This window comes from Vibrio sp. T20 (assembly GCF_007858795.1).
GTDB lineage: Bacteria > Pseudomonadota > Gammaproteobacteria > Enterobacterales > Vibrionaceae > Vibrio > Vibrio satsumensis.
On record NZ_VFEB01000141.1, the window covers coordinates 112,665 to 133,829 of the forward strand.

At 43.1% G+C, this 21,165-nt stretch carries 24 protein-coding genes; 16 read left to right on the plus strand and 8 right to left on the minus strand.

Going from position 1 to position 21,165, the window contains the following annotated elements:
- Positions 1 to 4: 4 nt before the first annotated feature.
- From lpxL to coaBC, 3 genes are all read right to left on the minus strand, one after another.
- Positions 5 to 985: an LpxL/LpxP family Kdo(2)-lipid IV(A) lauroyl/palmitoleoyl acyltransferase gene (lpxL, locus tag FTW16_RS17555; RefSeq protein ID WP_146491992.1), complete on the minus strand. Its 981-nt coding sequence runs from the start codon at positions 983 to 985 to the stop codon at positions 5 to 7.
- Positions 986 to 1,008: 23 nt separating this feature from the next.
- Positions 1,009 to 1,599 (minus strand): nucleoid occlusion factor SlmA, encoded by a 591-nt coding sequence (gene slmA / locus FTW16_RS17560; RefSeq protein WP_017063086.1) that lies wholly within the window; start codon positions 1,597 to 1,599, stop codon positions 1,009 to 1,011.
- A gap of 139 nt (positions 1,600 to 1,738) precedes the next feature.
- Positions 1,739 to 2,980: a bifunctional phosphopantothenoylcysteine decarboxylase/phosphopantothenate--cysteine ligase CoaBC gene (gene coaBC, locus FTW16_RS17565; RefSeq protein ID WP_146491993.1), complete on the minus strand. Its 1,242-nt coding sequence runs from the start codon at positions 2,978 to 2,980 to the stop codon at positions 1,739 to 1,741.
- A gap of 223 nt (positions 2,981 to 3,203) precedes the next feature.
- Here coaBC and radC point away from each other — a divergent pair, with 223 nt between their 5' ends.
- The 6 genes from radC to FTW16_RS17595 all read left to right on the plus strand — a co-directional run bounded on the left by radC (position 3,204) and on the right by FTW16_RS17595 (position 7,225).
- Positions 3,204 to 3,878, plus strand: coding sequence for a RadC family protein (gene radC / locus FTW16_RS17570; RefSeq protein ID WP_029236389.1), 675 nt, complete (start codon positions 3,204 to 3,206; stop codon positions 3,876 to 3,878).
- Between the two features lie 291 nt (positions 3,879 to 4,169).
- Entirely contained in the window at positions 4,170 to 4,406 is a 237-nt protein-coding gene (rpmB, locus tag FTW16_RS17575) for a 50S ribosomal protein L28 (protein WP_004728407.1), read from the plus strand.
- 13 nt (positions 4,407 to 4,419) lie between these two features.
- Entirely contained in the window at positions 4,420 to 4,587 is a 168-nt protein-coding gene (gene rpmG / locus FTW16_RS17580; RefSeq protein WP_002535344.1) for a 50S ribosomal protein L33, read from the plus strand.
- 204 nt (positions 4,588 to 4,791) lie between these two features.
- A complete protein-coding gene (locus FTW16_RS17585; RefSeq protein ID WP_146491994.1) occupies positions 4,792 to 5,316 on the plus strand; it encodes a hypothetical protein in 525 nt (174 codons plus the stop codon).
- A gap of 3 nt (positions 5,317 to 5,319) precedes the next feature.
- Positions 5,320 to 6,129 carry a bifunctional DNA-formamidopyrimidine glycosylase/DNA-(apurinic or apyrimidinic site) lyase gene (gene mutM, locus FTW16_RS17590; protein WP_146491995.1) on the plus strand — a complete coding sequence of 270 codons (810 nt, stop codon included), beginning with the start codon at positions 5,320 to 5,322 and terminating at the stop codon, positions 6,127 to 6,129.
- Between the two features lie 91 nt (positions 6,130 to 6,220).
- Entirely contained in the window at positions 6,221 to 7,225 is a 1,005-nt protein-coding gene (locus FTW16_RS17595; protein WP_146491996.1) for an NAD-dependent epimerase, read from the plus strand.
- A gap of 85 nt (positions 7,226 to 7,310) precedes the next feature.
- On the opposite strand, the gene FTW16_RS17600 is transcribed toward FTW16_RS17595, so the two are convergent.
- From FTW16_RS17600 to FTW16_RS17610, 3 genes are all read right to left on the minus strand, one after another.
- Positions 7,311 to 8,063, minus strand: coding sequence for a glycosyltransferase family 25 protein (locus FTW16_RS17600; RefSeq protein WP_146491997.1), 753 nt, complete (start codon positions 8,061 to 8,063; stop codon positions 7,311 to 7,313).
- A gap of 246 nt (positions 8,064 to 8,309) precedes the next feature.
- Complete coding sequence (coaD, locus tag FTW16_RS17605; RefSeq protein ID WP_146491998.1) at positions 8,310 to 8,792, minus strand: pantetheine-phosphate adenylyltransferase; 483 nt, start codon at positions 8,790 to 8,792, stop codon at positions 8,310 to 8,312.
- A gap of 1 nt (position 8,793) precedes the next feature.
- Positions 8,794 to 9,858 carry a glycosyltransferase family 9 protein gene (locus tag FTW16_RS17610; protein WP_146491999.1) on the minus strand — a complete coding sequence of 355 codons (1,065 nt, stop codon included), beginning with the start codon at positions 9,856 to 9,858 and terminating at the stop codon, positions 8,794 to 8,796.
- Between the two features lie 96 nt (positions 9,859 to 9,954).
- Between FTW16_RS17610 and FTW16_RS17615 the strand changes: the two genes are divergently transcribed.
- Positions 9,955 to 10,674 (plus strand): 3-deoxy-D-manno-octulosonic acid kinase, encoded by a 720-nt coding sequence (locus FTW16_RS17615; RefSeq protein ID WP_146492000.1) that lies wholly within the window; start codon positions 9,955 to 9,957, stop codon positions 10,672 to 10,674.
- A gap of 2 nt (positions 10,675 to 10,676) precedes the next feature.
- Here the strand turns inward: FTW16_RS17615 and FTW16_RS17620 are convergent, their stop codons facing one another.
- A complete protein-coding gene (locus FTW16_RS17620) occupies positions 10,677 to 11,156 on the minus strand; it encodes an acyltransferase (RefSeq protein ID WP_246856161.1) in 480 nt (159 codons plus the stop codon).
- Between the two features lie 65 nt (positions 11,157 to 11,221).
- Positions 11,222 to 12,499, minus strand: a complete 1,278-nt coding sequence (gene waaA, locus FTW16_RS17625) for a lipid IV(A) 3-deoxy-D-manno-octulosonic acid transferase (RefSeq protein ID WP_146492002.1) — start codon at positions 12,497 to 12,499, stop codon at positions 11,222 to 11,224.
- 132 nt (positions 12,500 to 12,631) lie between these two features.
- Here waaA and FTW16_RS17630 point away from each other — a divergent pair, with 132 nt between their 5' ends.
- The 9 genes from FTW16_RS17630 to pseI all read left to right on the plus strand — a co-directional run bounded on the left by FTW16_RS17630 (position 12,632) and on the right by pseI (position 21,164).
- Positions 12,632 to 13,663, plus strand: a complete 1,032-nt coding sequence (locus FTW16_RS17630) for a UDP-N-acetylglucosamine 2-epimerase (protein WP_146492015.1) — start codon at positions 12,632 to 12,634, stop codon at positions 13,661 to 13,663.
- A 9-nt stretch (positions 13,664 to 13,672) separates the two neighbouring features.
- Positions 13,673 to 14,464 (plus strand): glycosyltransferase family 2 protein, encoded by a 792-nt coding sequence (locus tag FTW16_RS17635; RefSeq protein WP_146492003.1) that lies wholly within the window; start codon positions 13,673 to 13,675, stop codon positions 14,462 to 14,464.
- 10 nt (positions 14,465 to 14,474) lie between these two features.
- A complete protein-coding gene (locus FTW16_RS17640) occupies positions 14,475 to 15,554 on the plus strand; it encodes a glycosyltransferase family 4 protein (protein ID WP_146492004.1) in 1,080 nt (359 codons plus the stop codon).
- An 81-nt stretch (positions 15,555 to 15,635) separates the two neighbouring features.
- Positions 15,636 to 16,649, plus strand: coding sequence for a UDP-N-acetylglucosamine 4,6-dehydratase (inverting) (pseB, locus tag FTW16_RS17645; protein ID WP_017630612.1), 1,014 nt, complete (start codon positions 15,636 to 15,638; stop codon positions 16,647 to 16,649).
- On the plus strand, positions 16,646 to 17,821 hold the full coding sequence (gene pseC / locus FTW16_RS17650; RefSeq protein ID WP_146492005.1) for a UDP-4-amino-4,6-dideoxy-N-acetyl-beta-L-altrosamine transaminase: 1,176 nt from the start codon (positions 16,646 to 16,648) through the stop codon (positions 17,819 to 17,821). The genes pseB and pseC overlap by 4 nt, the downstream gene beginning before the upstream one ends.
- Entirely contained in the window at positions 17,821 to 18,510 is a 690-nt protein-coding gene (gene pseF, locus FTW16_RS17655; RefSeq protein WP_081230182.1) for a pseudaminic acid cytidylyltransferase, read from the plus strand. The genes pseC and pseF overlap by 1 nt, the downstream gene beginning before the upstream one ends.
- Positions 18,511 to 18,513: 3 nt before the next feature.
- On the plus strand, positions 18,514 to 19,584 hold the full coding sequence (gene pseG / locus FTW16_RS17660) for a UDP-2,4-diacetamido-2,4,6-trideoxy-beta-L-altropyranose hydrolase (RefSeq protein ID WP_146492006.1): 1,071 nt from the start codon (positions 18,514 to 18,516) through the stop codon (positions 19,582 to 19,584).
- Positions 19,565 to 20,122: a UDP-4-amino-4,6-dideoxy-N-acetyl-beta-L-altrosamine N-acetyltransferase gene (pseH, locus tag FTW16_RS17665; RefSeq protein WP_081230180.1), complete on the plus strand. Its 558-nt coding sequence runs from the start codon at positions 19,565 to 19,567 to the stop codon at positions 20,120 to 20,122. The genes pseG and pseH overlap by 20 nt, the downstream gene beginning before the upstream one ends.
- A complete protein-coding gene (gene pseI / locus FTW16_RS17670; RefSeq protein ID WP_081230179.1) occupies positions 20,115 to 21,164 on the plus strand; it encodes a pseudaminic acid synthase in 1,050 nt (349 codons plus the stop codon). The genes pseH and pseI overlap by 8 nt, the downstream gene beginning before the upstream one ends.
- Position 21,165: the final 1 nt, after the last annotated feature.

Consider the following 21,165-nt stretch of genomic DNA (forward strand, 5'->3'; position numbering starts at 1 on the left):
TACTCTACTTATAACGAATGCCGCGTTCCACTTCTGGATCTTCCATTGTTTTGAAGCGCTTGTGTAGCCACATCCACTGTTCTGGTGCTCTTAAGATAATCTTCTCAAGATAGCGGTTCATATAGGCAGCGGCGGCTTTCTCATCTTTCTGCGGATAGTTATCTTCGATTGACTCATCGGCCATGATTTCATATTTGCCGTCGGCATTTCTAAAACCAGACCCCGGAACAAGTGCACATCGGCTGGTGTACGCAAGAATGCTGGTGCCTGTAGTGGTGCATGCATCTTCTACCGCGAAGAAAGGCACAAACACAGATTTGTTACGACCGTAATCATGATCCGGTAGGTAGAAAAGGATCTCACCCTGACGCAGGATTCGAATCATGCGCTTCACGTCTTTACGGTGAATTAGGCGGTTGCCGTTTTGGGTACGACCGCGGTACTGAATGAATTCATAAGCAGGGTTGTTGTGTGGGCGATAAACCCCTAAGCCAGAAATACCGAGAACAGCCATTGCTCGTGCCGTGATCTCTAGGTTTAAGGCATGCACACAGCACAACAAAACACCTTTACCGTTGGCTTTATGCGTACGCAGTGCTTGGGTATCTTTATCTACTAGGATTCGCTTGAAACGCCACGTTGGCCAAAACCAGGTAATGCCAGTTTCGATGAGTGCCATACCAGTGTTCTTGAAGTTCTCGCTGACCATTGCTGAGACTTCATCTGCTGGCTTGTCTGGGAAGGCGAGTTCCAAGTTACGTGTTGCTACCGCTACACGTTTTTTACCATAACGAGCGCCCAAAGAGCCTAACGATCGGCCTAATAGCAGTAAGAGACGGTAAGGAAGAACGTTAACGATAAGCGCCAATAACCCAAAACCGAACCATACCCCCCAGTATTTAGGGTGGAGTAACGCCAGAGTAAAAGGTGGCTTAGTAATAACGTGTTGTGCAGTGCTGTTTGTCGGAGAAGTTTTCGTCGTCATAACCATCACTTAAAATTTGATTGCTACTTAATCTGAGCGCTTAGCAGAGCCCAATAAGCATCGAAGTTTTCTGTCGGTTGATATTTGAAGTCTGAGCGAACAAATCGATTCAAGCTGCCTTCAACTTGACCGAGCAGCTGAGCGGCTAAGATTTTCTCATCAACCGGGAATGATTTCCCTTCACGAAGCTTTCTTTCACGCAGGATCTGGCGAAGTTGCGTCTCAATGCGTTCGAAAAGTTGGTTGATGCGATCACGCAGGCGTTCATTTTCAAACATTAGAGCATGACCAGATAAAATTCGAGTCAGGCCTGGGTTACGTTCTGAGAAAACTAAGATAAGTTGTAGCACTAGGCGTATGCGCTCTAGCGTGTCTTTCTCTTCATCCAGAATGCGGTTGATTCGAGACATCAACGCTTCTTCAATGAACTCGATTAGGCCTTCAAACATGCGAGCTTTGCTTGGGAAGTGGCGGTATAACGCAGCCTCAGAAACACCCACTTGCTTGGCCAACTTTACCGTTGTGATACGAGAAGCACCTTCGGTCGATTCCAACATTTGTGCGAGAGCTTGTAGGATTTCTTCACGACGGTTTGATTTTCGAGCACCAGCCATCTATTTACTTCCTTTCCTAAAGATGAGGATTGAGTGAAGAAGGATTATAAACACCAATCAATTCTGTTTCCTAGTTTTGTGAGCCTTAGGTCAACAGAATCGAGAGGTGTCAGCAGATTGTCAGAGCAAATTTGTGCGTTTATGCATCAATAAGCTGTTGGATCTGATCGAGGATCTGGAAACCAAGTGTGTCTTTGCTGTCCAGTGGCAGAGATTTATCACCGTCTTTCCAATAAAGGTGCAATTCATTACTGCTGCTATTGAAGCCTTGGCCTGCGACTGAGACGTCGTTGGCACAAATCATGTCGAGGTTCTTTCTTTCTAGTTTGCCGCGCGCGTATTTCTCAACATCTTGAGTTTCTGCTGCGAAGCCAACAGTAAATGGACGACCTTCAGTCATTGAAGCGACAGAAGCGACGATATCTGGGTTCTTAACCATTTGAATGTTCATGTCATCTTTACCGTCGACTTTTTTAAGCTTCTGGTCTGCAACTGTCTCAGGACGATAGTCTGCAACTGCAGCACAACCGATGAAAATGTCGTGCTGAGCAGCGCGTGAAGAAACGGCATCTAGCATCTGTTGAGCGCTATCAACATCAACGCGAGTGACATTATTCGGTGTCGCGAGTGATACTGGGCCACTGACTAAAGTAACCGTAGCGCCTTGTTTAGCTGCTGCTTCGGCCAGTGCATAGCCCATTTTTCCTGAGCTGTGGTTGGTAATGTAGCGCACAGGGTCGATCGCTTCTCGAGTCGGGCCTGCAGTAATAAGTACAGAGCGGCCTGCAAGTGGTTTGGGTTGGAAGAAGTCTTCACAGCGGTGTACAAGCTGCATAGGCTCTAGCATGCGGCCCATGCCCACATCACCACACGCTTGTTCGCCAGCCGCCGGTCCCCAAATCTCACAACCACGACGTTTTAGTGTTGCGATGTTCTCTTGAGTGGCAGGGTGGCTGTACATCTGTTGGTTCATTGCCGGAGATACCGCAACTGGCGCATCGGTTGCTAGAACCAAAGTGGTCAGTAGGTCGTTACCCATGCCAGCTGTCATGCGAGCAATCAGATCAGCGGTTGCTGGCGCTAGTAATACCAAATCAGCCCATTTTGCGAGCTCAATGTGCCCCATGGAAGCCTCAGCAGCAGGATCAAGCAAACTATCAGACACTGGCCTTCCAGAGACGGCTTGCATGGTGAGAGGAGTAATGAACTCCTTGGCTGCATTTGTCATCACGACTTGTACTTGTGCTCCACGTTCAATTAAGCGTCGAGTCAGTTCGGCACATTTATACGCAGCGATACCACCACTAATGCCAAGTAGGATTTTTTTTCCAGCTAGGCCTTGTTGGTCAGCGTTACTCAGTTGATTAACCAATGTTTGCATGATTCTGTTCCTTAATTTCTCTGCGACTTACGATATCAGAACAAAGGATAAGTGCCTAGAAGCAGAACTCGAACAGAGTTGACGCTCATCAAGTTGGTGTTATCAAACTTATCAATTACACGATTTTGTTAGTGTCTCGTTTCCTTTGACCTCTATCGAAGGATCTCTTATTACGATCTCATTAAGGTGATGGGTTGTGTTCATGACCAATGATTGTCTTTATATGCCAATAGATAAAATACCTGCCGAATCGATGCCGAGAGAAAAGTTGTTAAATAGAGGGCCTGATTCCTTGAGTGATGCGGAACTGCTCGCGATATTCCTGCGAACAGGGACACAAGGAATGAACGTCTTGGAACTCGCAGACAAGTTGATCAAAGACTTTGGCTCGCTCCGCCATCTCTTTTCAGCAACGCAGGAAGAGTTTTGTGCTCATAAAGGGATGGGGCAGGCCAAGTATGTTCAATTGCAAGCTGTGTTAGAGATGACGCAGCGTTATCTAGCAGAGACTTTATCTCGTGGAGATGCGCTTACTAGCCCAAGTCATACTAAGCTTTATCTCTCGAGCATGTTGCGCGATCGCCAGCGAGAAGCCTTCTATATATTGTTCCTCGATAACCAAAATAGGGTAATAAAGGACGAGGTAATGTTTGAAGGAACCATCGATGCCGCATCGGTTTACCCGAGGGAAGTGGTTAAACGGTCACTTCATCACAATGCGGCGGCATTAATTTTGGCTCACAACCATCCTTCGGGTGTTGCAGAACCAAGCCAAGCCGATAGGCGGATTACACGTCGATTAACCGATGCACTGGCGCTGGTGGACATACGAATACTCGACCATTTTGTGGTTGGAGATGGCGAAGTTGTCTCTTTTGCAGAACGTGGATGGATTTGAATCACATTTTAGGTTGTTAGTTGCGTTAAATCTGCTATTATTCCGCCCACATTTTTAGACCTAAAATCAGCTCTGATTACTCAAGCAAGCTGCGCTGCACAAAAAAAGATCACGAAATCCGTAAAAAGGATCTGTTCGGGTCTTGAGCAATGCGTGTCAAGTTAGTATAATGCGCGACCTTTGATAGCCTTGTATGGATTTTCCATAACGGTTTTTACCTTCTATTTTAATTGATAGAGAGGTTCGGCCACCAAGGTTGATATCGAGCTGAAACGATTGGAGAAGACATTCATGTCCCGAGTATGCCAAGTAACTGGTAAGCGTCCAGTAACGGGTAACAACCGTTCACACGCACGCAATGCTACTAAGCGCCGTTTTCTGCCGAACCTACAAACTCATCGTTTCTGGGTAGAGAGCGAAAAACGTTTTGTTAAACTACGTCTAACTGCTAAAGGCATGCGTATCATTGATAAGAAAGGCATCGATGCTGTTCTTGTTGATATCCGTGCACGTGGCGAAAACGTTTAAGAGGAATTAAGCAATGGCTAAAGGCATTCGTGAGAAAATTCGTCTAGTATCTTCTGCAGGTACTGGTCACTTCTACACAACTGATAAGAACAAGCGTAACATGCCAGGCAAATTTGAGATCAAAAAGTTTGATCCAGTAGTTCGCCAACACGTTATGTACAAAGAAGCTAAAATCAAGTAATTGATGCTTTTTTTGCTCTTCTTCAGTAGAAGAAAGAATTGAAAAACCCAGTTTAATCGCTGGGTTTTTTTATATCTAAAATTTGAGTAACTTAATTGTTCTTGCTTAATATAGCGCCTTATAGATAGAAAACCGCACAACATAGAAAGTATTGCCACTTTCACGATATACTGAATGTTCAATAGGTTAGATGAGCAGAATCAGATGAGATATCGTGGACGCCGGTGGAACAACATACTCATGTTCAGTGTGATCGCTTTTATTGGCGTGTTAAACCTTCCAACATTGATCAAAGCGTACCTTATCGAACCTGAGCCTCAGGTTGATAGCCCTTATCCTTATCTCCTGAACCCAAAAGCAGAGCTTCAAGCGTTGCACTTTGCTAAGTGGTCTGTCATTCAACAAGACAATCAATGGGTTTTCCAGTTCAAAGGTACGGACTTCCCTCAAACCACCAATGCACAAGAGTTATCACAACGTTGGAAAGAGCTTGTGGGCACGGAAGTCGACTCACAGACCTACACAAACCTTACGTCTCGGTTAAAGACACCACACACCATCGAAGTATGGTATCAAGACCAAGAAGAGCCCCAACGCATTACTTATTATCAATTGCCTGAGTTCTGGTTGTTAAAAAACTGGAATGATCAGTGGTTGGCGGTGTCTATTGAAGAGAGCTACCTGTTTCCAAGCTTTAACGCTCACCACTCCTCTAAATCGGACGACTAGATTATGCCTGAATTACCCGAAGTCGAAGTAAGCCGTATGGGGATCTCACCTCATTTAGTCGGCGAGACCATTAAAACGCTTACCTTTCGCACGCCTAAGCTGCGTTGGGATATCCCACAAGAGCTCAAAGCATTAGAAGGGCAGGTGATTCGATCTATCTCACGCCAAGCTAAGTACCTATTGATAGAAACAGATACCGGCACTGCCATTGTTCACCTTGGTATGTCTGGCTCACTGCGCGTGTTAGATGCCGATTTCCCGGCAGCAAAACACGATCACGTGGATCTTAAGCTCACCAACGGCAAAGTACTGCGCTATAACGACCCTCGCCGCTTTGGTGCATGGCTGTGGTCTGCTCCTGATGAAATACATCCAGTGTTACTTGGATCTGGCCCTGAACCGCTAACTAATGACTTTAATGCTGACTACATAGCCGAGAAGGCAGAAAAGCGTAAGGTTGCCGTCAAGCAATTCATCATGGACAACAAAGTGGTGGTGGGTGTCGGAAATATCTACGCCAACGAAGCGCTATTTTCTGCACGTATCAACCCTTTGCGTCCCGCAAGCAAAGTGACAAAAGAAGAGTGGGTCTTGTTGACCAAAGAGATCAAACAAGTCCTCGCCACCGCCATCAAGCAAGGCGGCACTACCTTAAAAGATTTCGCACAGGCGGATGGTAAACCTGGATACTTTGCTCAAGAGCTACAAGTGTATGGCAAAGCAGGCGAAAAGTGCCCTAATTGTGAAGCTCTTATTCAAGAGTTAAAAATAGGGCAGAGGAACACGTTTTTCTGTGAAGAGTGCCAAGTATAAAAAAACTGAACTTATGTTCACTTTTTTACGCTAGTAGATAGGCAGGCTAGTAGCTACAATTACACTAATGATATGAATTGAGAATAGTAGAATGAAATATTTAGTAACTGGCGTTGCCGGGTTTATTGGCTCTGCAGTTTCAGAGCGATTATGTGCAGCAGGACATGAGGTTATTGGTATTGATAACCTAAATGACTACTACGAAGTCTCTTTGAAACATGATCGCTTAAAGCGCATTGAGCATGAAAACCTAATCTTTATCGAGCTTGATCTTGCTGATAGAGAAGGCATGGCAACGTTGTTTGCTGAGCAAAAGTTTGACCGTGTGATTCACTTAGCGGCGCAAGCTGGCGTTCGTTACTCAATCGATAATCCAATGGCGTATGCTGATAGTAACCTTGTCGGTCATTTAGCTATTCTTGAAGGCTGTCGCCACAACAAGGTTGAACACCTAGTGTACGCATCATCAAGCTCTGTGTATGGCTTGAACCAGAAAATGCCATTCCACACGGCAGACAGCGTTGACCACCCGATTTCATTGTACGCAGCGACTAAGAAGTCGAATGAGTTGATGGCACACACTTACTCGCATCTATATGACGTACCGACGACAGGCCTTCGTTTCTTTACCGTCTACGGCCCTTGGAGTCGCCCTGATATGGCGATGTTCAAGTTTGCGAACTTAATTGTAGCGGGCAAAGAGATCGATATTTACAACAATGGCGACATGATGCGCGACTTCACTTATATCGATGATATTGTTGAAGGCATTCTTCGAGTGCAAGACCGTATTCCAGCTAAACAGCCAGATTGGACGGTTGAGCAAGGGTCACCAGCGACCAGCTCAGCACCATACCGAGTGTTTAATATCGGTCATGGTAGTCCAGTTAAATTAATGGACTACATCGAAGCGTTAGAAGGCGCTCTCGGTGTTGAAGCGAAAAAGAATTTCATGCCAATGCAGCCAGGTGATGTGTATGCAACTTACGCAGATACTGAAGACTTGTTTGAAGCGGTTGGCTACAAACCTCAAGTTAAAATCCAAGAAGGCGCGAAAGCTTTCGCTGATTGGTATAAAGCCTATTACTCGCTGTAATAATTGATGGTTTCGAATTAAAAATAGCGCTCGATGAGTGCTATTTTTGTTTTTTGAAGAGGGTTAGTGTTTTACTTTCCTATTTTTAGAGCTTTGGTCTGAACTCTTTATCTAGAACTATAAGGTGGTAAAGGTTTGTTGATAAGTTGAGCGTCATACTCTTTATTTTGTTCACAATCTTCATAAAGGCGACAGAATAGTCTTTTCTACCTTTATGTTTACGACTACCAATAATTGACGGCTGCTTACTACGTTGTAATCCCGCAGAAGAAACACCAAACATGGGGTGTTTATGGACCCAAGTATTCCGTAAGAATACATCAACTGGATAATTGAACGTTGAACTTTGTTCGATGAAAGCTTGTGCTGCTTTGGGAGATATCGCGTAACAGGCGGTTCCTTGAGGAACTTTCAAATACTTAATAAGATGTTGGGCATCGTACGTGCTAACTGAGTAATGTAGTTTGTTCTTACTGTCTTGTAAGCGAATAAAACCACACTGATTAATATGCTGCTCGGCGATAGTCAGAGTATTACGAAATGTGTCGGTATCAATCTCGGCATGATCTTCGAAGACTAAAATTGATTCATTGAGCTCTACACATTTTTGCCAAATAAGGTAATGGCTTGCATAACATCCAACCTCTCCAATGGCATGGGACCTGCCCATATTATGTAAAAAAGCTCTATCGTGAATTCTTTTTAGTAGAGGGTGTTCATCGGTTCGCGCATCCACTCCAATAAAAAACTCAAAATCAACCTGAACATCCTTAAGGGCGTCGGCTGTTGATTTTTGCCTACAATGATTCGCTTTTAAGGTAATGCAGTATGATTTCATAGAGCTATATTGATGTTTTTGTTTGTAGTGAACTATGTTAACACTCGCCTAGCTTTTTGTAATAATGGTTCACTTATTTAGCGATTATGGTTGTGACGGGCTTCAAGAATGTTGAGGCAGTATGGCTGATTGACTGTTAGTGGCTCTGTCGTGTCAGATAGATCGTGCTAGGGGTGGATTAAGTTATAGGTATTAATAAAAATAGCGCTCAACGAGCGCTATTTTTTTCGCTGTAGATAAAGAGAATTACTTGGTTGTCTTTAGCTTAATTTCAGCTGCAACTTTTTGTGGTACAAACTGACTAATGTCTCCACCATGTATAGCTACTTCTCGAACTATTGTCGAAGAGAGGAATGCATACTCTTCTGATGGGGTTAGAAACACACTTTCAAGTCCGGGTAGGAGTTTTCGGTACATACTCGTGAGACCGAATTCGTATTCAAAATCCATAGTTGTTCTTAGGCCACGCACCAATACGTTAGCTTTCTGTTGCTTCGCAAAATCGACCAGTAACCCAGAAAACCCCTCAACAGACACGTTAGGCAAGTGAGACACTGCATCCCGCAACAGCTCTACTCGCTCCTCTAACTTAAACATGGTCTTTTTGCTTGGGCTCGCGGCCACCCCAACGGTGATATGATCAAACATGCTCGCGGCACGGACGATAATATCGAGGTGACCATTGGTTACCGGATCGAAAGTGCCTGGGTAGATAACGTGTGTGGTCATATTAGCTGTCCTTGCTTGGTGTTTTAATAGAGTTTAAAGCTTTGTCGAGTGTCTGTTTTACCATGTCGAGCGTGATGTCTTTCATTAAATCATCGCCTTTTGCTCGAGTTCCCCATGGAAGGTCTTGAACCGGTTTCCCTTGTTGCGCCTCTACGAGCTGCTGATAAACGCTGACCACAATATCAAGGTCGTTATAGGGCCCAGTTCTTCGTGGGTCACTGTGCGCGTATAACCCGATTACAGGCGTGGATTGTGTGGTTGCTAAGTGGGCTGGACCAGTATCCGGTGCCAATACAACTGTTGCATGTTTCAGTACGGCAGTCAGTTGCTTTAAGTTCGTTTTGCCAATCAAGTTAGTGACTGGCGACAGGCATAATTTTTCGATGTCGTTACCGAGGTTAACTTCTCTTGGTGCAGGAGAACCACATAACACCACTTGCATACCTTGCTCGACAGCATAATCAGCAATAGCGGCATATCGCTCAGTTAACCAATTGCGTGAATCTTTGCTTGCAGCTGGGGAGATAACCAAGGTCGGCTTGTCTGCCATGGTGCTAATTGCTAGTTGTTCATCTTCAGGTGTTAAAGGGATATCCCATTGAGGCTTATCGAAGGGCACACCAATGTAGCGAGCAAATTCGGCAAAGTTATCCAAAACATGAAACTTATCTGAAATAGGTAGATGGTGGTTGGTAAAGAGTGACTGCATTTCACGAGTACGGTTTTTGCCAAACCCCACTTTGCACTTCGCCTTTATCCCCCAAGATAGCACGCTGGCTCTGAGTGCGGCTTGCATATGCAGAAGTGCATCAAATTTACGATCAGACAGCTGACGCCATAATTCACGCATTCCTTTGAAGCCTTGTTTCTTATCGAAAACAATCACCTCAATACCGGGTAGATCGCCGATCAGCATGGCTTCTATTTTGCCCGTTATCCAAGTAATTTTCGTTTCAGGCCACTGCTTCTGGATGGCTTGAACCACAGAAATAGCATGACAAACATCGCCAATCGCGGAGAGGCGAAGTATGCAAAGAGATTGAGGTGCAGTTGAGAACAGTGACATAAAGTGCCCGAAAAAAGTGAATAACATCAGAATTATGCAGATACTCGCATTAGTTGTAAAATAGCAATGACGAAAAGCGACCCAAAGGCCTCATAGATGGAAACGATTAGCACCAAGAACCAAACAATTTGGTACGACCCTGAACTTTTGGCTCAGGTACCAGAAGGCGATATCGCTCAGATCTTTGAGGCTGAATATTGGCAGCAACAAGACGCTATTTCAGGCAGTGCTCAAGGACGCGGTACCACATGGTTCATTCAGCTTGATGGAATACAGGCCGCATTGCGCCATTATCGCCGTGGCGGATTGTTTGGGAAGCTAGTCGAAGACCAATATCGTTTCTCTGATTGGGAAAGCACGCGCTGTGCGATGGAGCTTAATATTCTCAAGGCATTGGCAAACGCAGGTGTGAATGTACCGAAGCCTATTGCCGCTCGGGCGACGAAAAGTGGACTATTTTATCGTGCTGATCTGATGTCGGAACGAATTCCCAATGCGAAAGATCTGGTTGATGTCTTGGTTTCTGATCCAATAGATGCGGATGTTTATCGTCGAATTGGCCAAGAGGTACGCAAGATGCATGATGTTGGGGTTAATCATACCGATCTCAACATTCATAATATCTTACTTGATGACTCGCAAAGGGTGTGGATCATTGATTTTGACAAGTGTGGGCATCAAGCGGGTGATGACTGGAAAGAAGGCAACTTGAATCGATTAAAGCGCTCGTTTTTAAAAGAAGTGAACAAGCGCCAGATTCAATGGCAGGAGTCGGATTGGGAGTATTTAGTTCAGGGCTACAAGGTAAATGAATAAAACTATTTGTTATTTATAAATTTAGCAGGTACACCGCCGTAAACAGTATTTGAAGGTATATCTTTTGTAACTACACTATTGGCTCCAATGGCAACATTGTTACCGATGGTTACTCCTGGGAGGATTACAGTATTAGCTCCAATCCAGACCCCTTCGCCAATATCAATATTACCAAAATAGTTTTTTAGAGGACGTTGCGTGAAATCTTGTTGAGTTTCTGTTGATGATGTATACATTCTTACGTTGTGGCTAATACGAGTCCTTTTTCCTATTTTTACTGTATAACCAGGCATCGCTTGTATAGCCGTGTTGTGACCAACATAGGACTCAGCACCACCAATAATGTCGCCTTTTCCATAAAACCTAACGTGGCTTCGTTTCAAATCAAAGGTACTATCAATAGAGTAGCGTCTTTTATATTTCGCTTCCTTCTCTTTTATATGTGCCTTCTCCAGTGCTCGAAATAGAGCTGAACCAATCATATAGAACATATAACCTCAGAATTTTAAAAACCTGACCAAACTATAATCATTTTTTCCTTTAGGTGCTACTTAGTAACTTGGTTGATGGTTGTAATTTCCAAGGTTTTGTTCAACGCTCCTCGGTTCTGTTCAACAACTTGATAAGCGGCTAAGCCTTTGTCTTTGCGTAATTTTGGTTTGGTGAATAGCTCTCTGAGCTGGCCTGCAATTTCATTGCTGTTTTGACAAATAGTGACAGATTGAGCTTCAAGTAGCTTGTCAGTAATTTCGCTAAAATTAAAGTAGCTAGGGCCATTAAGCAAAGGTAGCTGTAGGGCTGCTGGTTCTAGTAGGTTATGACCACCTACTTTATCGCCTACAAGACTTCCGCCCATAAAACAGACATCAGCGCCACCGAGTAATACCAACATTTCTCCCATCGTATCCGCAATATACACTTCAATAGCAGAGGTGATTGGTTGCTGACTCGTTCGAGTGATGGTGTTGAATTGGTGCTGTTTAGCCAGTTCCGCCACTTGGTTAAACCGCTCTGGGTGGCGAGGCACGATCATCAGCAAGGTATTAGGATTGTCTTTAAGGAGCTGTTTATGAGCGTCTAAGATAATTTCATCTTCGCCTTGATGAGTGCTGGCAGCTATCCATACACAGCGTTCAAAGCCAATTTGTTCACGTAACGCTTTGCCTTTGGATACTTGTTCAGCTGAGACTTCAATATCAAACTTGATCGACCCAGTCACATGCACAGATGCTTTATCTAACCCTAATCGTATAAAACGCTCAGCATCACTTGGGTATTGGCAAAGTACTTGAGAGAGGTTTTTGGCTAAGAGGTCAAAAACGGCTTGGAATTTAGCATAACGCTGGCATGAGCGTTCAGATAGGCGAGCGTTGAGTACCGAAATGGGGATTCCAGCTTTCGCGACGCAGTGCAGTGTGTTTGGCCATAATTCGGTTTCCATGATTAACATCTGTTTAGGCTGAACAGTTTTCAAGAAACCTCGAATGCACCAAGAAAAATCAATCGGCATGTAGCGGTGCTCGACCAAATCACCAAGCTTCTCTATTTGCTCAGCACCTGTGCTGGTCGTTGTGGTAACAATGATGGCTTGATTTGGATCTCGCAGCTTCAATTGTTTAATGACAGGCATCGCAGCAATAGATTCACCCACCGACACGGCATGAATCCAGATAGGGCTTTTACCTTGAGTTTGCGGTGTGATACCGAAATGTTCTTTCCAGCGCTTACCAAAATTTGGCTTTCCGGGTTTGCTCTTATAAAGCCCATAGAGAAGCAGTGGAGAGGCCAATGACAATATAAGAGTGTATATAAGTCGTATAAGCATAAGAACAGTGACACCAGAGCGTAAAATCAGTAATCAGAAGAGTATTTTCTTCAATCTCGAAAGTAAAGAGCGTTATAATTAAATGCTTAGTGACACTTTCAAACGGAAATGGTGAACTCTATCTCATCGCTTATGCAAACCGATCAATCCTATCGTTTCTTGCTCTATGTCGAGCAAAACTACTCATTTGCTATTCTTCGCCCATTTTATAACTACGCGAAGCAACTTGGTCATGACGTTAAATGGTTGCTGGTTGGTGAGGATGCTTCTGAACATCTTTTATTAGAGCAAGAGCAGCGTGTGTCTTTGACAGAAGCTGTTGCCTACAATCCTTCGGCCGTTTTAGTGCCAGGGGATCGCATTCCTGCATTTATTCCAGGGTTGAAGGTGCAAGTGTTTCACGGTTTGAATGAGAGTAAGCGAGGGAACTTATATCCTGAGCGTGGTCTATTTGATTTGTATTGCACCGAAGGCCATGAAAGAACGAGTTCATTGGAACCACTAGCTAAACAGCGCGGCTATTTTCAAGTAAAAGAGACCGGATGGCTGAAGCTAGATAGCTTGTTTAATTATCAAGCTGGTGAGAACCGTCATGAGAGACCTCAAATTCTATTCGCTTCCACTTTTTCGCCAAGCTTATCGTGTGCTGAATTGGTTTATGAAGAGCTTAAGCGCCTAAGCCAACAAAGCCAGTGGCAATGGTTAGTGACATTGCATCCTAAAATGAATCAAGAGACACGAGCGAAATATCAAGCACTGGAAGGGGATAACCTTCTCTTTTTCGATAATGACCGAGTGATTGAAATGCAACATCGTGCTGATGTGATGGTGTGTGATAACTCATCGATATTTCAGGAATTTTTGTTGCTCAATAAGCCTGTTGTTACGGTCAATAATCGAGACCCTCAAGCGAGCTTCATTAATATAACGCAAGCGGAACAGTTAGAATCAGCAATTCAACAAGCGATGCTGCCTGATGAAGCAAGAGATAAAGCCATTGCTAATTATGGTCCGTCGATAACGCCATATTTGGATGGACAATCTTCAGCTAGAGTTCTGGATGCTATTACCGAAGTGTTAGAAAGCGGTTGGCAAGATAACAAGCCAAAAAATTGGATTCGTAACTTTAAGATCCGTAAATCATTAAACTATTGGAAATTCTAGGGCTGAATAATGAGAAAACATACCCTGTCTGTCATTGTTATTACCAAGAATGAAGAAGACCGAATTGAAACTTGCCTTAAATCTGTGGTTGATATTGCCGATGAGCTGATCGTTTTAGACAGTGGTTCAACAGACGCAACTGTTGAGATATGCCAAAAATACACAGACAACGTGACCATCACAGACTGGCCGGGCTTTGGTAAACAAAAGCAACGAGCGTTAGATAAAGCGACATGTGATTGGGTGTTATCAATCGATGCTGATGAAGCGTTAGATGAAGAGATGAGCAATGCTCTAGTTGAACTATTAAAACAAGATCAAATCAAACACACTGCGTATAAACTTCCTTGGGGAGTGACTTTGTATGGCACGACTCTAAAACATGGCCGCAGTGCTCGTGCAGTGTTAAGACTCTTCAAGAGAGAAGGCTCCCGATATACGTTGGACGAAGTGCACGAGACAGTCGTTCCGGAGCAAGGTTCTACAGGAGTATTGAAGGGGTTTCTTCTGCATTACACCCATCGTGATTATGGTCACGGCCTAGATAAAGCAGCGCAGTATGCTTGGCTAGGCTCGCAAAAATACTATCGTAAAGGTAAGAAATCGCACGGGCTATTCCTAGCTCTACTAAGAGCTATATGGACGTTCTTCCTTGTGTATATCATTCGCCGTGGCTTTATGGATGGCAGTGTCGGCTTTATTATGGCGATGACTTACGCTCAAGTGAATTTCAATAAATATGTCGGTTTGTGGATTCTTGAAAACCGCTCAGATGACTGCTCAAAAGACCAAGCCAAATAGGAACCGAGAGATGAAGATTTTAGTTTGTGCATCTTACTTACATGCATGGAACAGTTTACGCCCTGAGGCCGCGATCTTTATTGAGCTTGCGCGTCAAGGTCACCAAGTCACTATCATGACCCAAGGTGAGTCTGAGCATGTATCAAAATTAGAAGAGTGCGGCATTCGAGTCGTTGATGGTTATCCAAAGCGTAAAATTTGTTTTGATACCATTAAAAAGATCCGCCATGAGTTGAAAACGCACAATTACGACATCTGCTATGCTTTTAACTCAAAGACGATACCTAATGCGGCGTTTGCGTGTATTGGTTTCAACGTTAAATTAGTCGTTTATCGAGGCACTACTGGAGGTTTATATCGACATGATCCAAGTGCTTATTTAACGCAACTTCACCCTCGTGTAGACGGTATTGTCTGTGTTTCAGAAGCGGTTCGACAAGATGTGGTGAAGCGCGTTTGGAAGAATAAAGATAACGTTGTTACCATATACAAAGGGCATGAATTGGATTGGTATAAAGTACCACCAACTGAGCACTCTGAGTTTGGCTTGAATGAAGATGATGTCGTCGCGATTACTGCAGCGCATGTAAGGCCAAGTAAGGGTATCTCTGTTTTACTTGAGGCGACCAAATACATTACAGCACCGAACTTCCACTTAATCTTAGCGGGTAGTGGCTATGAGCCTCACTTTGATGAGATGAAAGCGAGCCCTATGAGTGAGCGAATTCACTACATCGGCCACCGTACTGACATCCCATCAATTATGTGTATGGCAGACTTTCAAGTTCAGCCATCGATCAGCGGAGAAGGGCTACCGCGTACGATTGTTGAAGCAATGGCAAATGGCACAACTTCTGTTGTTACTACCACTGGAGGTGCCCCTGAACTCGTTGTAGATGGCGAGACAGGTTATATCGTCCCGACTGGTGACGCCAAAGCGTTGGGTGAGGCTATGGACAAACTCGCGCAAGATAAGGCCAAGTGCACCGCCATGAGTGAAGCGGCTAAGAAGCGCCTAGATGAAAGCTTCAGTTCTCGAGTGACAGTTAAGAAGCATCTGGAATTTTTTGAGAAGTTACTAGTCAGATAAAGTAGCTAGATATTAATTATGAATTTAAGGTTCTAAGTCAGAGGACATAGGATCAAAAGAGATATATTAGAGTAGTTGAGTATGCTAAATAACAAGACAGTATTAATTACAGGTGGCACAGGGTCGTTTGGTAAGCAATTTATCAAAACAATTCTGGAACGATACCAAGACGTAAAGAAGATCATTATCTTTTCTCGTGATGAACTGAAGCAGTTTGAAATCAAGCAGCAATATCCTCACAAGGATTTTCCACAATTACGCTTCTTTATTGGTGATGTTCGTGATCGTAACCGTATGATTCAAGCGTGTGAAGATGTTGATGTTATTATCCACGCCGCTGCGATCAAACAAGTAGATACTGCTGAGTACAATCCAACTGAATGTATTCGCACCAATATTGATGGCGCAGAGAATGTGATTAGTGCAGCTCTTGCGTGTGGTGTGAAAGATGTCGTTGCTCTCTCGACCGATAAGGCATGTGCACCAATTAACTTGTATGGTGCGACAAAGCTTGCTTCAGATAAGCTCTTTGCTGCTGCAAATAATATTAAAGGTTCAAAAGACATTCGTTTTAGTGTCGTACGTTACGGCAATGTGATGGGCTCTCGTGGTTCGGTTATTCCATTCTTTATGCAGAAAAAAGAAGAAGGTGTACTGCCAATTACACATGAAGAGATGACGCGTTTTAATATCTCTCTTCAAGATGGCGTGAATATGGTCATGTATGCACTTGAAAACCATTTGGGTGGTGAGATCTTTATTCCTAAGATCCCTTCATACAAAATTCTAGACATCGCTGAAGCTATTGCGCCTGGCATGGCAACTAAGGTTGTTGGCATTCGGCCAGGTGAAAAACTTCATGAAGAAATGATTACTGATACTGATTCTCTCAATACAATTGATTTAGGTCGTTATTACGCGATCCTTCCTTCTGTCTCTTTTACATACACAGAAGATGAGTACATGAATCATCATAAAGCTGAAAAAGTACCGTTTGGCTTTAAATACAACTCAGGCACCAATACTGAGTGGGAAACGATTGAAGGTCTACGCGACTTAATCAAAGAACATGTTGACCCTAAATTTACAGTGTGAGTAAAACAGTGATTCCATACGGCAAGCAAGATATCAGTCAACAAGACATTGATAGTGTAGTTGATGTTCTTAAATCTGATTTCCTAACTCAGGGACCACAAGTTCCTGCGTTTGAAAAAACGTTAACAGAACATACTGGTGCTCAGTATGCGTTAGCAGTGAATAGTGCAACCTCCGCTCTACATATTGCTTGTCTCGCTTTGGGTTTAGGCAAAGGAGATTGGCTTTGGACATCTCCTATTACTTTTGTAGCATCTGCAAACTGTGGTCTTTATTGCGGAGCTAAAGTTGACTTTGTTGATATTGATTCAGCAACTTATAACATGTGCCCTAAAAAGCTAGAGCAAAAGCTAATTACTGCTAAAGCTACTGGAACTCTACCTAAAGTCGTTGTTCCTGTTCACTTATGTGGTCAGCCTTGTGATATGGAATCCATTGCTAAGCTAGCCAAAGAATACGGCTTTAAAGTCATTGAAGATGCTTCTCATGCTATTGGTGGTCAATATCATGAACAACCAATCGGTAATTGTAAGTATTCTGATATTACAGTGTTCAGTTTTCACCCTGTAAAAATTGTCACAACGGCTGAAGGTGGTGCTGCATTAACGAACCAGAAAGAGCTAGCGGATAAAATGGCTCTCTTGCGCAGTCATGGTATTACACGAGATCCTGAAATGATGACGGAAGCTTCTCACGGTGGCTGGTATTACCAACAGGTTGATTTAGGTTTTAACTACCGCATGACAGAACTTCAAGCGGCATTGGGTGTCACGCAAATGCAACGTCTTGATGAATTTGTTGCGGCGCGCCATGTGTTGTCTAAGCGTTATAATCAAATGTTATCTGAATTACCTTTAGTTCTTCCTTATCAACTGGAAAACACGTACTCAGGTCTCCATTTATTCGTAATTCGTTTGAAGTTAGATGAGATACCATTAACTCATAAACAAGTTTTTGACGCGCTGCGTGAAAATGGTATCGGCGTTAATTTGCATTACATTCCTGTTCATACGCAGCCATATTATCAGGCGATGGGGTATTCTGAAGGGAACTTCCCTGAGTCAGAACGCTACTATCAAGAAGCAATCTCACTGCCAATGTTCCACGGTATGACGGAAGAACAGCAAAATACCGTTGTTCGTGTAGTAACCGAAATTTTGACAGGTAAATAATGAACGTTGCTATTATTCCTGCACGTGGTGGCAGCAAGCGTATTCCTCGTAAAAATATTAAGCACTTTCATGGTAAGCCTATGATCGCTTACTCAATCGAAGCTGCACTTGCTTCGGATTGTTTTGATAAGGTTATTGTCTCTACGGATGATGCTGAGATAGCTGAGGTAGCGAAAAAATATGGTGCTGAAGTACCATTTTTACGGCCTTCAAATATCTCAGATGATTATGCTACCACCATGGATGTAATGCACCATGCAATAACTTGGTGCGATATCAATGGCTGGGATATTGGTGATGTTTGTTGTTTGTACGCTACCGCCCCGTTTGTTTTACCTGAAGATCTTCAGAAAGGTTACGAGCTACTTAGGGGGACTAGTGTGCAATTTACATTTAGTGCTACGTCGTTTCCGTTTCCGATTCAGCGTGCAATTAAGCTTGATGAGCAAGGTTCTGTTTCGATGTTTTCTCCTGAAAACGAACAGGTAAGATCACAAGACTTGGAAGAAGCGTATCACGATGCTGGCCAATTTTATTGGGGTCGTAAAGATGCTTTCTTGAATAAATTATCGGTGTTTTCTAGCCACTCTAAGGCTGTGCTCTTACCGAGAAAACGCGTTCAAGATATTGATAACCAAGAAGACTGGGAACTGGCTGAATCTCTTTTCTCAGCATTGAGGTTAGGATAAACAATGAAGGTTACCTTCCGAGTAGATGCGTCACTATTTATCGGTAGTGGCCATGTCATGCGTTGTTTGGTGCTTGCTGATGTATTAAAGAGTAAAGGTTTTTCTATATGCTTTGCTTGTATTCCTCAGCCTGGAGACATGATTGCGTACATCTGTGATAGAGGCTTTGACGTATTAGAGTTGACTCCCTCTTGCCTACAAATGACGCCCTCCCATAGCGCTGATTATAAAGCTTGGCTTCAACGTAGCGTTGAAGAAGATGCAAATGATTTTTTATCTAAAGTGGATTGTTCCGAGTGGGTGATTGTGGACCACTATGCGCTGGACCATGAATGGGAAAGTATCATTATTGGTAAGCTGTCATGCGCTATTTTATCGATTGATGACCTTAACCGTAAACACTGTAGTGATATTATTCTTGACCAAAATCTATGGCCGAACATCTCAAAAAGATACTTAAATTGTACTGCTACCAAGCTCCTTGGTCCTGAATATGCTCTTTTAAGAGAGAGCTTTTCAACATTGCGGGATTCGCCCCGAGATTCAATATCTAATCAAATCTTAGTCTTTTTTGGTGGAACAGATCCTACAAATGAGTGCGAGAAGTTTATTCTTGCAGCAAATGAGTTTAAGAGGCTCCCGTTTAATACTATTTTGATAACGGGGAGAATCAACCCTCGTTTTGATGCTTTGTTAAAGCTTAATCAAAATAGCAATGTATCTATATACAAAAATTTAGAGAGTTTTGACTTATCGTTAAGTAATAGCAAGTATGCAATTGGCGCCTCAGGAGTCAGTAACTGGGAGCGTTTTTGTCTTAGGGTTCCTGCCTCGATAGTTTCTGTAGCGGAGAATCAAGTAATACTTTCAAATTACTTGTCAGATTTAGGGTTTGTTGAATACTTGGGTGAAGGTATAACGACGAGTACAGATACTTATGCACTTGAGCTAGCGCGTTTATGTGAAAGGTGGGATTACATCAAACCTTTTAGTGATTTTGAAGTTGATGGCTTAGGTGCGAATAAGGTCGTTCAAACAATGGAGGGCTTTTGTCGTGAAACAAAGAGTGATTAAATTTAGGCTACTTGAAGAAAGTGATTTAGAAGAAATTCTCGCTTGGAGAAACTCTCCAGATGTTAGAAAAAACATGTACACCTCTCATGAAATCACTATGGACGAGCACAAGTCATGGTTTTCTAGCATGTGTAAGGATAGTTCAAAAGAATATTTTCTAGCGGAGTTAAATGGAGAGCCAGCAGGTGTTGTTGGATTTACTGATATAGATCGAATTCCTGGAATCGCTTCTTGGGCATTCTATGCATCGCCCAATGCGGTAAGAGGCACAGGTTCTTTGATGGAATATCGAGCGCTAGAGCATGCATTTACTGAATTAGATTTGCATAAATTACGCTGTGAGGTTTTAGGCTTTAATCAACCGGTGGTGAAGTTACATTCCAAATTTGGCTTTAAAGTTGAAGGTACTCATCGAGATGCTTTCTTCAATGGGACTGAATATCACGATGTAGTACATTTGGGTATCTTTTCACATGAGTGGAAAGGTATTAGAAACCTTATGAAAGATAAATTGAGAGTATACGAAGAAAATGAATAAAAACATATACATCGATAATCGAGAAATTGGTCCTAATTGTCCTCCATATATTATTGCTGAACTTTCTGCTAACCATAATGGTGATATAAACCGTGCCTTTCAGATTATGGAAGAAGCAAAAAAAGCAGGTGCTGATGCGATTAAACTTCAAACCTATACCCATGAAACTATCACTATGGATAGTGACTCGGAAGAGTTTCAAATTCATGGCGGCTTATGGGATGGCCAAACTCTGTATGAGTTGTATAAAGAAGCGCATATGCCTTGGGAATGGCATAAACCTTTGTTTGAAAAAGCAAAAGAGTTAGGTATTACGATATTTAGTTCACCATTTGATTTTACCGCTGTAGATTTATTAGAGGAGCTAGACGCTCCCGCATACAAAATAGCATCTTTCGAAGTGGTTGATTTACCTTTGATCAAGCGTGTTGCTCAAACCGGTAAGCCGATGATCATTTCAACGGGCATGGCCAACGAGGAAGAGATTGCAGAAGCAGTAAAAACAGCGAGGGATAATGGATGTACTGAGCTAGTTGTACTGCATTGTGTAAGTGGGTATCCAGCGCCGGCTGAACAGTACAATTTAAAAACTATTGCAGATATAGCACAACGATTCGAAGTCTTGTCAGGCCTTTCTGATCACACGATTGACAATGCTACTGCGGTTGCCTCAGTGACTCTAGGTGCATGTTTGATAGAAAAGCATGTCACGATGGATCGAAACGGTGGTGGCGCAGATGATAGCTTTTCTCTTGAGCCTCATGAGTTAGCGGCATTATGTAAAGATACGAAAACAGCTTGGCAAGCTATGGGGCAAGTCAACTACGAGCGAACAGAAGCGGAAAAGGGAAATGTTAAGTTTCGTCGCTCTTTATATGTGGTAAAAGACATAGCGGAAGGTGAATTGTTGACTCCCGAAAATATTCGGAGTATCAGGCCTGGTTTTGGCTTACCACCAAAATACTATGAAGAGGTTCTGGGAAAAAAAGCTCTAACTAAGATAAATTCAGGAACTCCTTTATCCTTGAATTTATTTATATAGT

Coding starts and splice junctions, on each gene's coding strand:
- FTW16_RS17615 (WP_146492000.1), top strand. CDS start 9,955: ATGGAAACGATTAGCACCAAGAACCAAACAATTTGGTACGACCCTGAA.
- FTW16_RS17610 (WP_146491999.1), bottom strand. CDS start 9,858: ATGTCACTGTTCTCAACTGCACCTCAATCTCTTTGCATACTTCGCCTC.
- lpxL (WP_146491992.1), bottom strand. CDS start 985: ATGACGACGAAAACTTCTCCGACAAACAGCACTGCACAACACGTTATT.
- mutM (WP_146491995.1), top strand. CDS start 5,320: ATGCCTGAATTACCCGAAGTCGAAGTAAGCCGTATGGGGATCTCACCT.
- coaBC (WP_146491993.1), bottom strand. CDS start 2,980: ATGCAAACATTGGTTAATCAACTGAGTAACGCTGACCAACAAGGCCTA.
- FTW16_RS17600 (WP_146491997.1), bottom strand. CDS start 8,063: ATGAAATCATACTGCATTACCTTAAAAGCGAATCATTGTAGGCAAAAA.
- slmA (WP_017063086.1), bottom strand. CDS start 1,599: ATGGCTGGTGCTCGAAAATCAAACCGTCGTGAAGAAATCCTACAAGCT.
- FTW16_RS17585 (WP_146491994.1), top strand. CDS start 4,792: ATGAGATATCGTGGACGCCGGTGGAACAACATACTCATGTTCAGTGTG.
- pseB (WP_017630612.1), top strand. CDS start 15,636: ATGCTAAATAACAAGACAGTATTAATTACAGGTGGCACAGGGTCGTTT.
- FTW16_RS17620 (WP_246856161.1), bottom strand. CDS start 11,156: ATGATTGGTTCAGCTCTATTTCGAGCACTGGAGAAGGCACATATAAAA.
- FTW16_RS17635 (WP_146492003.1), top strand. CDS start 13,673: ATGAGAAAACATACCCTGTCTGTCATTGTTATTACCAAGAATGAAGAA.
- pseF (WP_081230182.1), top strand. CDS start 17,821: ATGAACGTTGCTATTATTCCTGCACGTGGTGGCAGCAAGCGTATTCCT.
- rpmB (WP_004728407.1), top strand. CDS start 4,170: ATGTCCCGAGTATGCCAAGTAACTGGTAAGCGTCCAGTAACGGGTAAC.
- FTW16_RS17630 (WP_146492015.1), top strand. CDS start 12,632: ATGCAAACCGATCAATCCTATCGTTTCTTGCTCTATGTCGAGCAAAAC.
- FTW16_RS17595 (WP_146491996.1), top strand. CDS start 6,221: ATGAAATATTTAGTAACTGGCGTTGCCGGGTTTATTGGCTCTGCAGTT.
- pseI (WP_081230179.1), top strand. CDS start 20,115: ATGAATAAAAACATATACATCGATAATCGAGAAATTGGTCCTAATTGT.
- coaD (WP_146491998.1), bottom strand. CDS start 8,792: ATGACCACACACGTTATCTACCCAGGCACTTTCGATCCGGTAACCAAT.
- pseG (WP_146492006.1), top strand. CDS start 18,514: ATGAAGGTTACCTTCCGAGTAGATGCGTCACTATTTATCGGTAGTGGC.
- radC (WP_029236389.1), top strand. CDS start 3,204: ATGCCAATAGATAAAATACCTGCCGAATCGATGCCGAGAGAAAAGTTG.
- FTW16_RS17640 (WP_146492004.1), top strand. CDS start 14,475: ATGAAGATTTTAGTTTGTGCATCTTACTTACATGCATGGAACAGTTTA.
- waaA (WP_146492002.1), bottom strand. CDS start 12,499: ATGCTTATACGACTTATATACACTCTTATATTGTCATTGGCCTCTCCA.
- rpmG (WP_002535344.1), top strand. CDS start 4,420: ATGGCTAAAGGCATTCGTGAGAAAATTCGTCTAGTATCTTCTGCAGGT.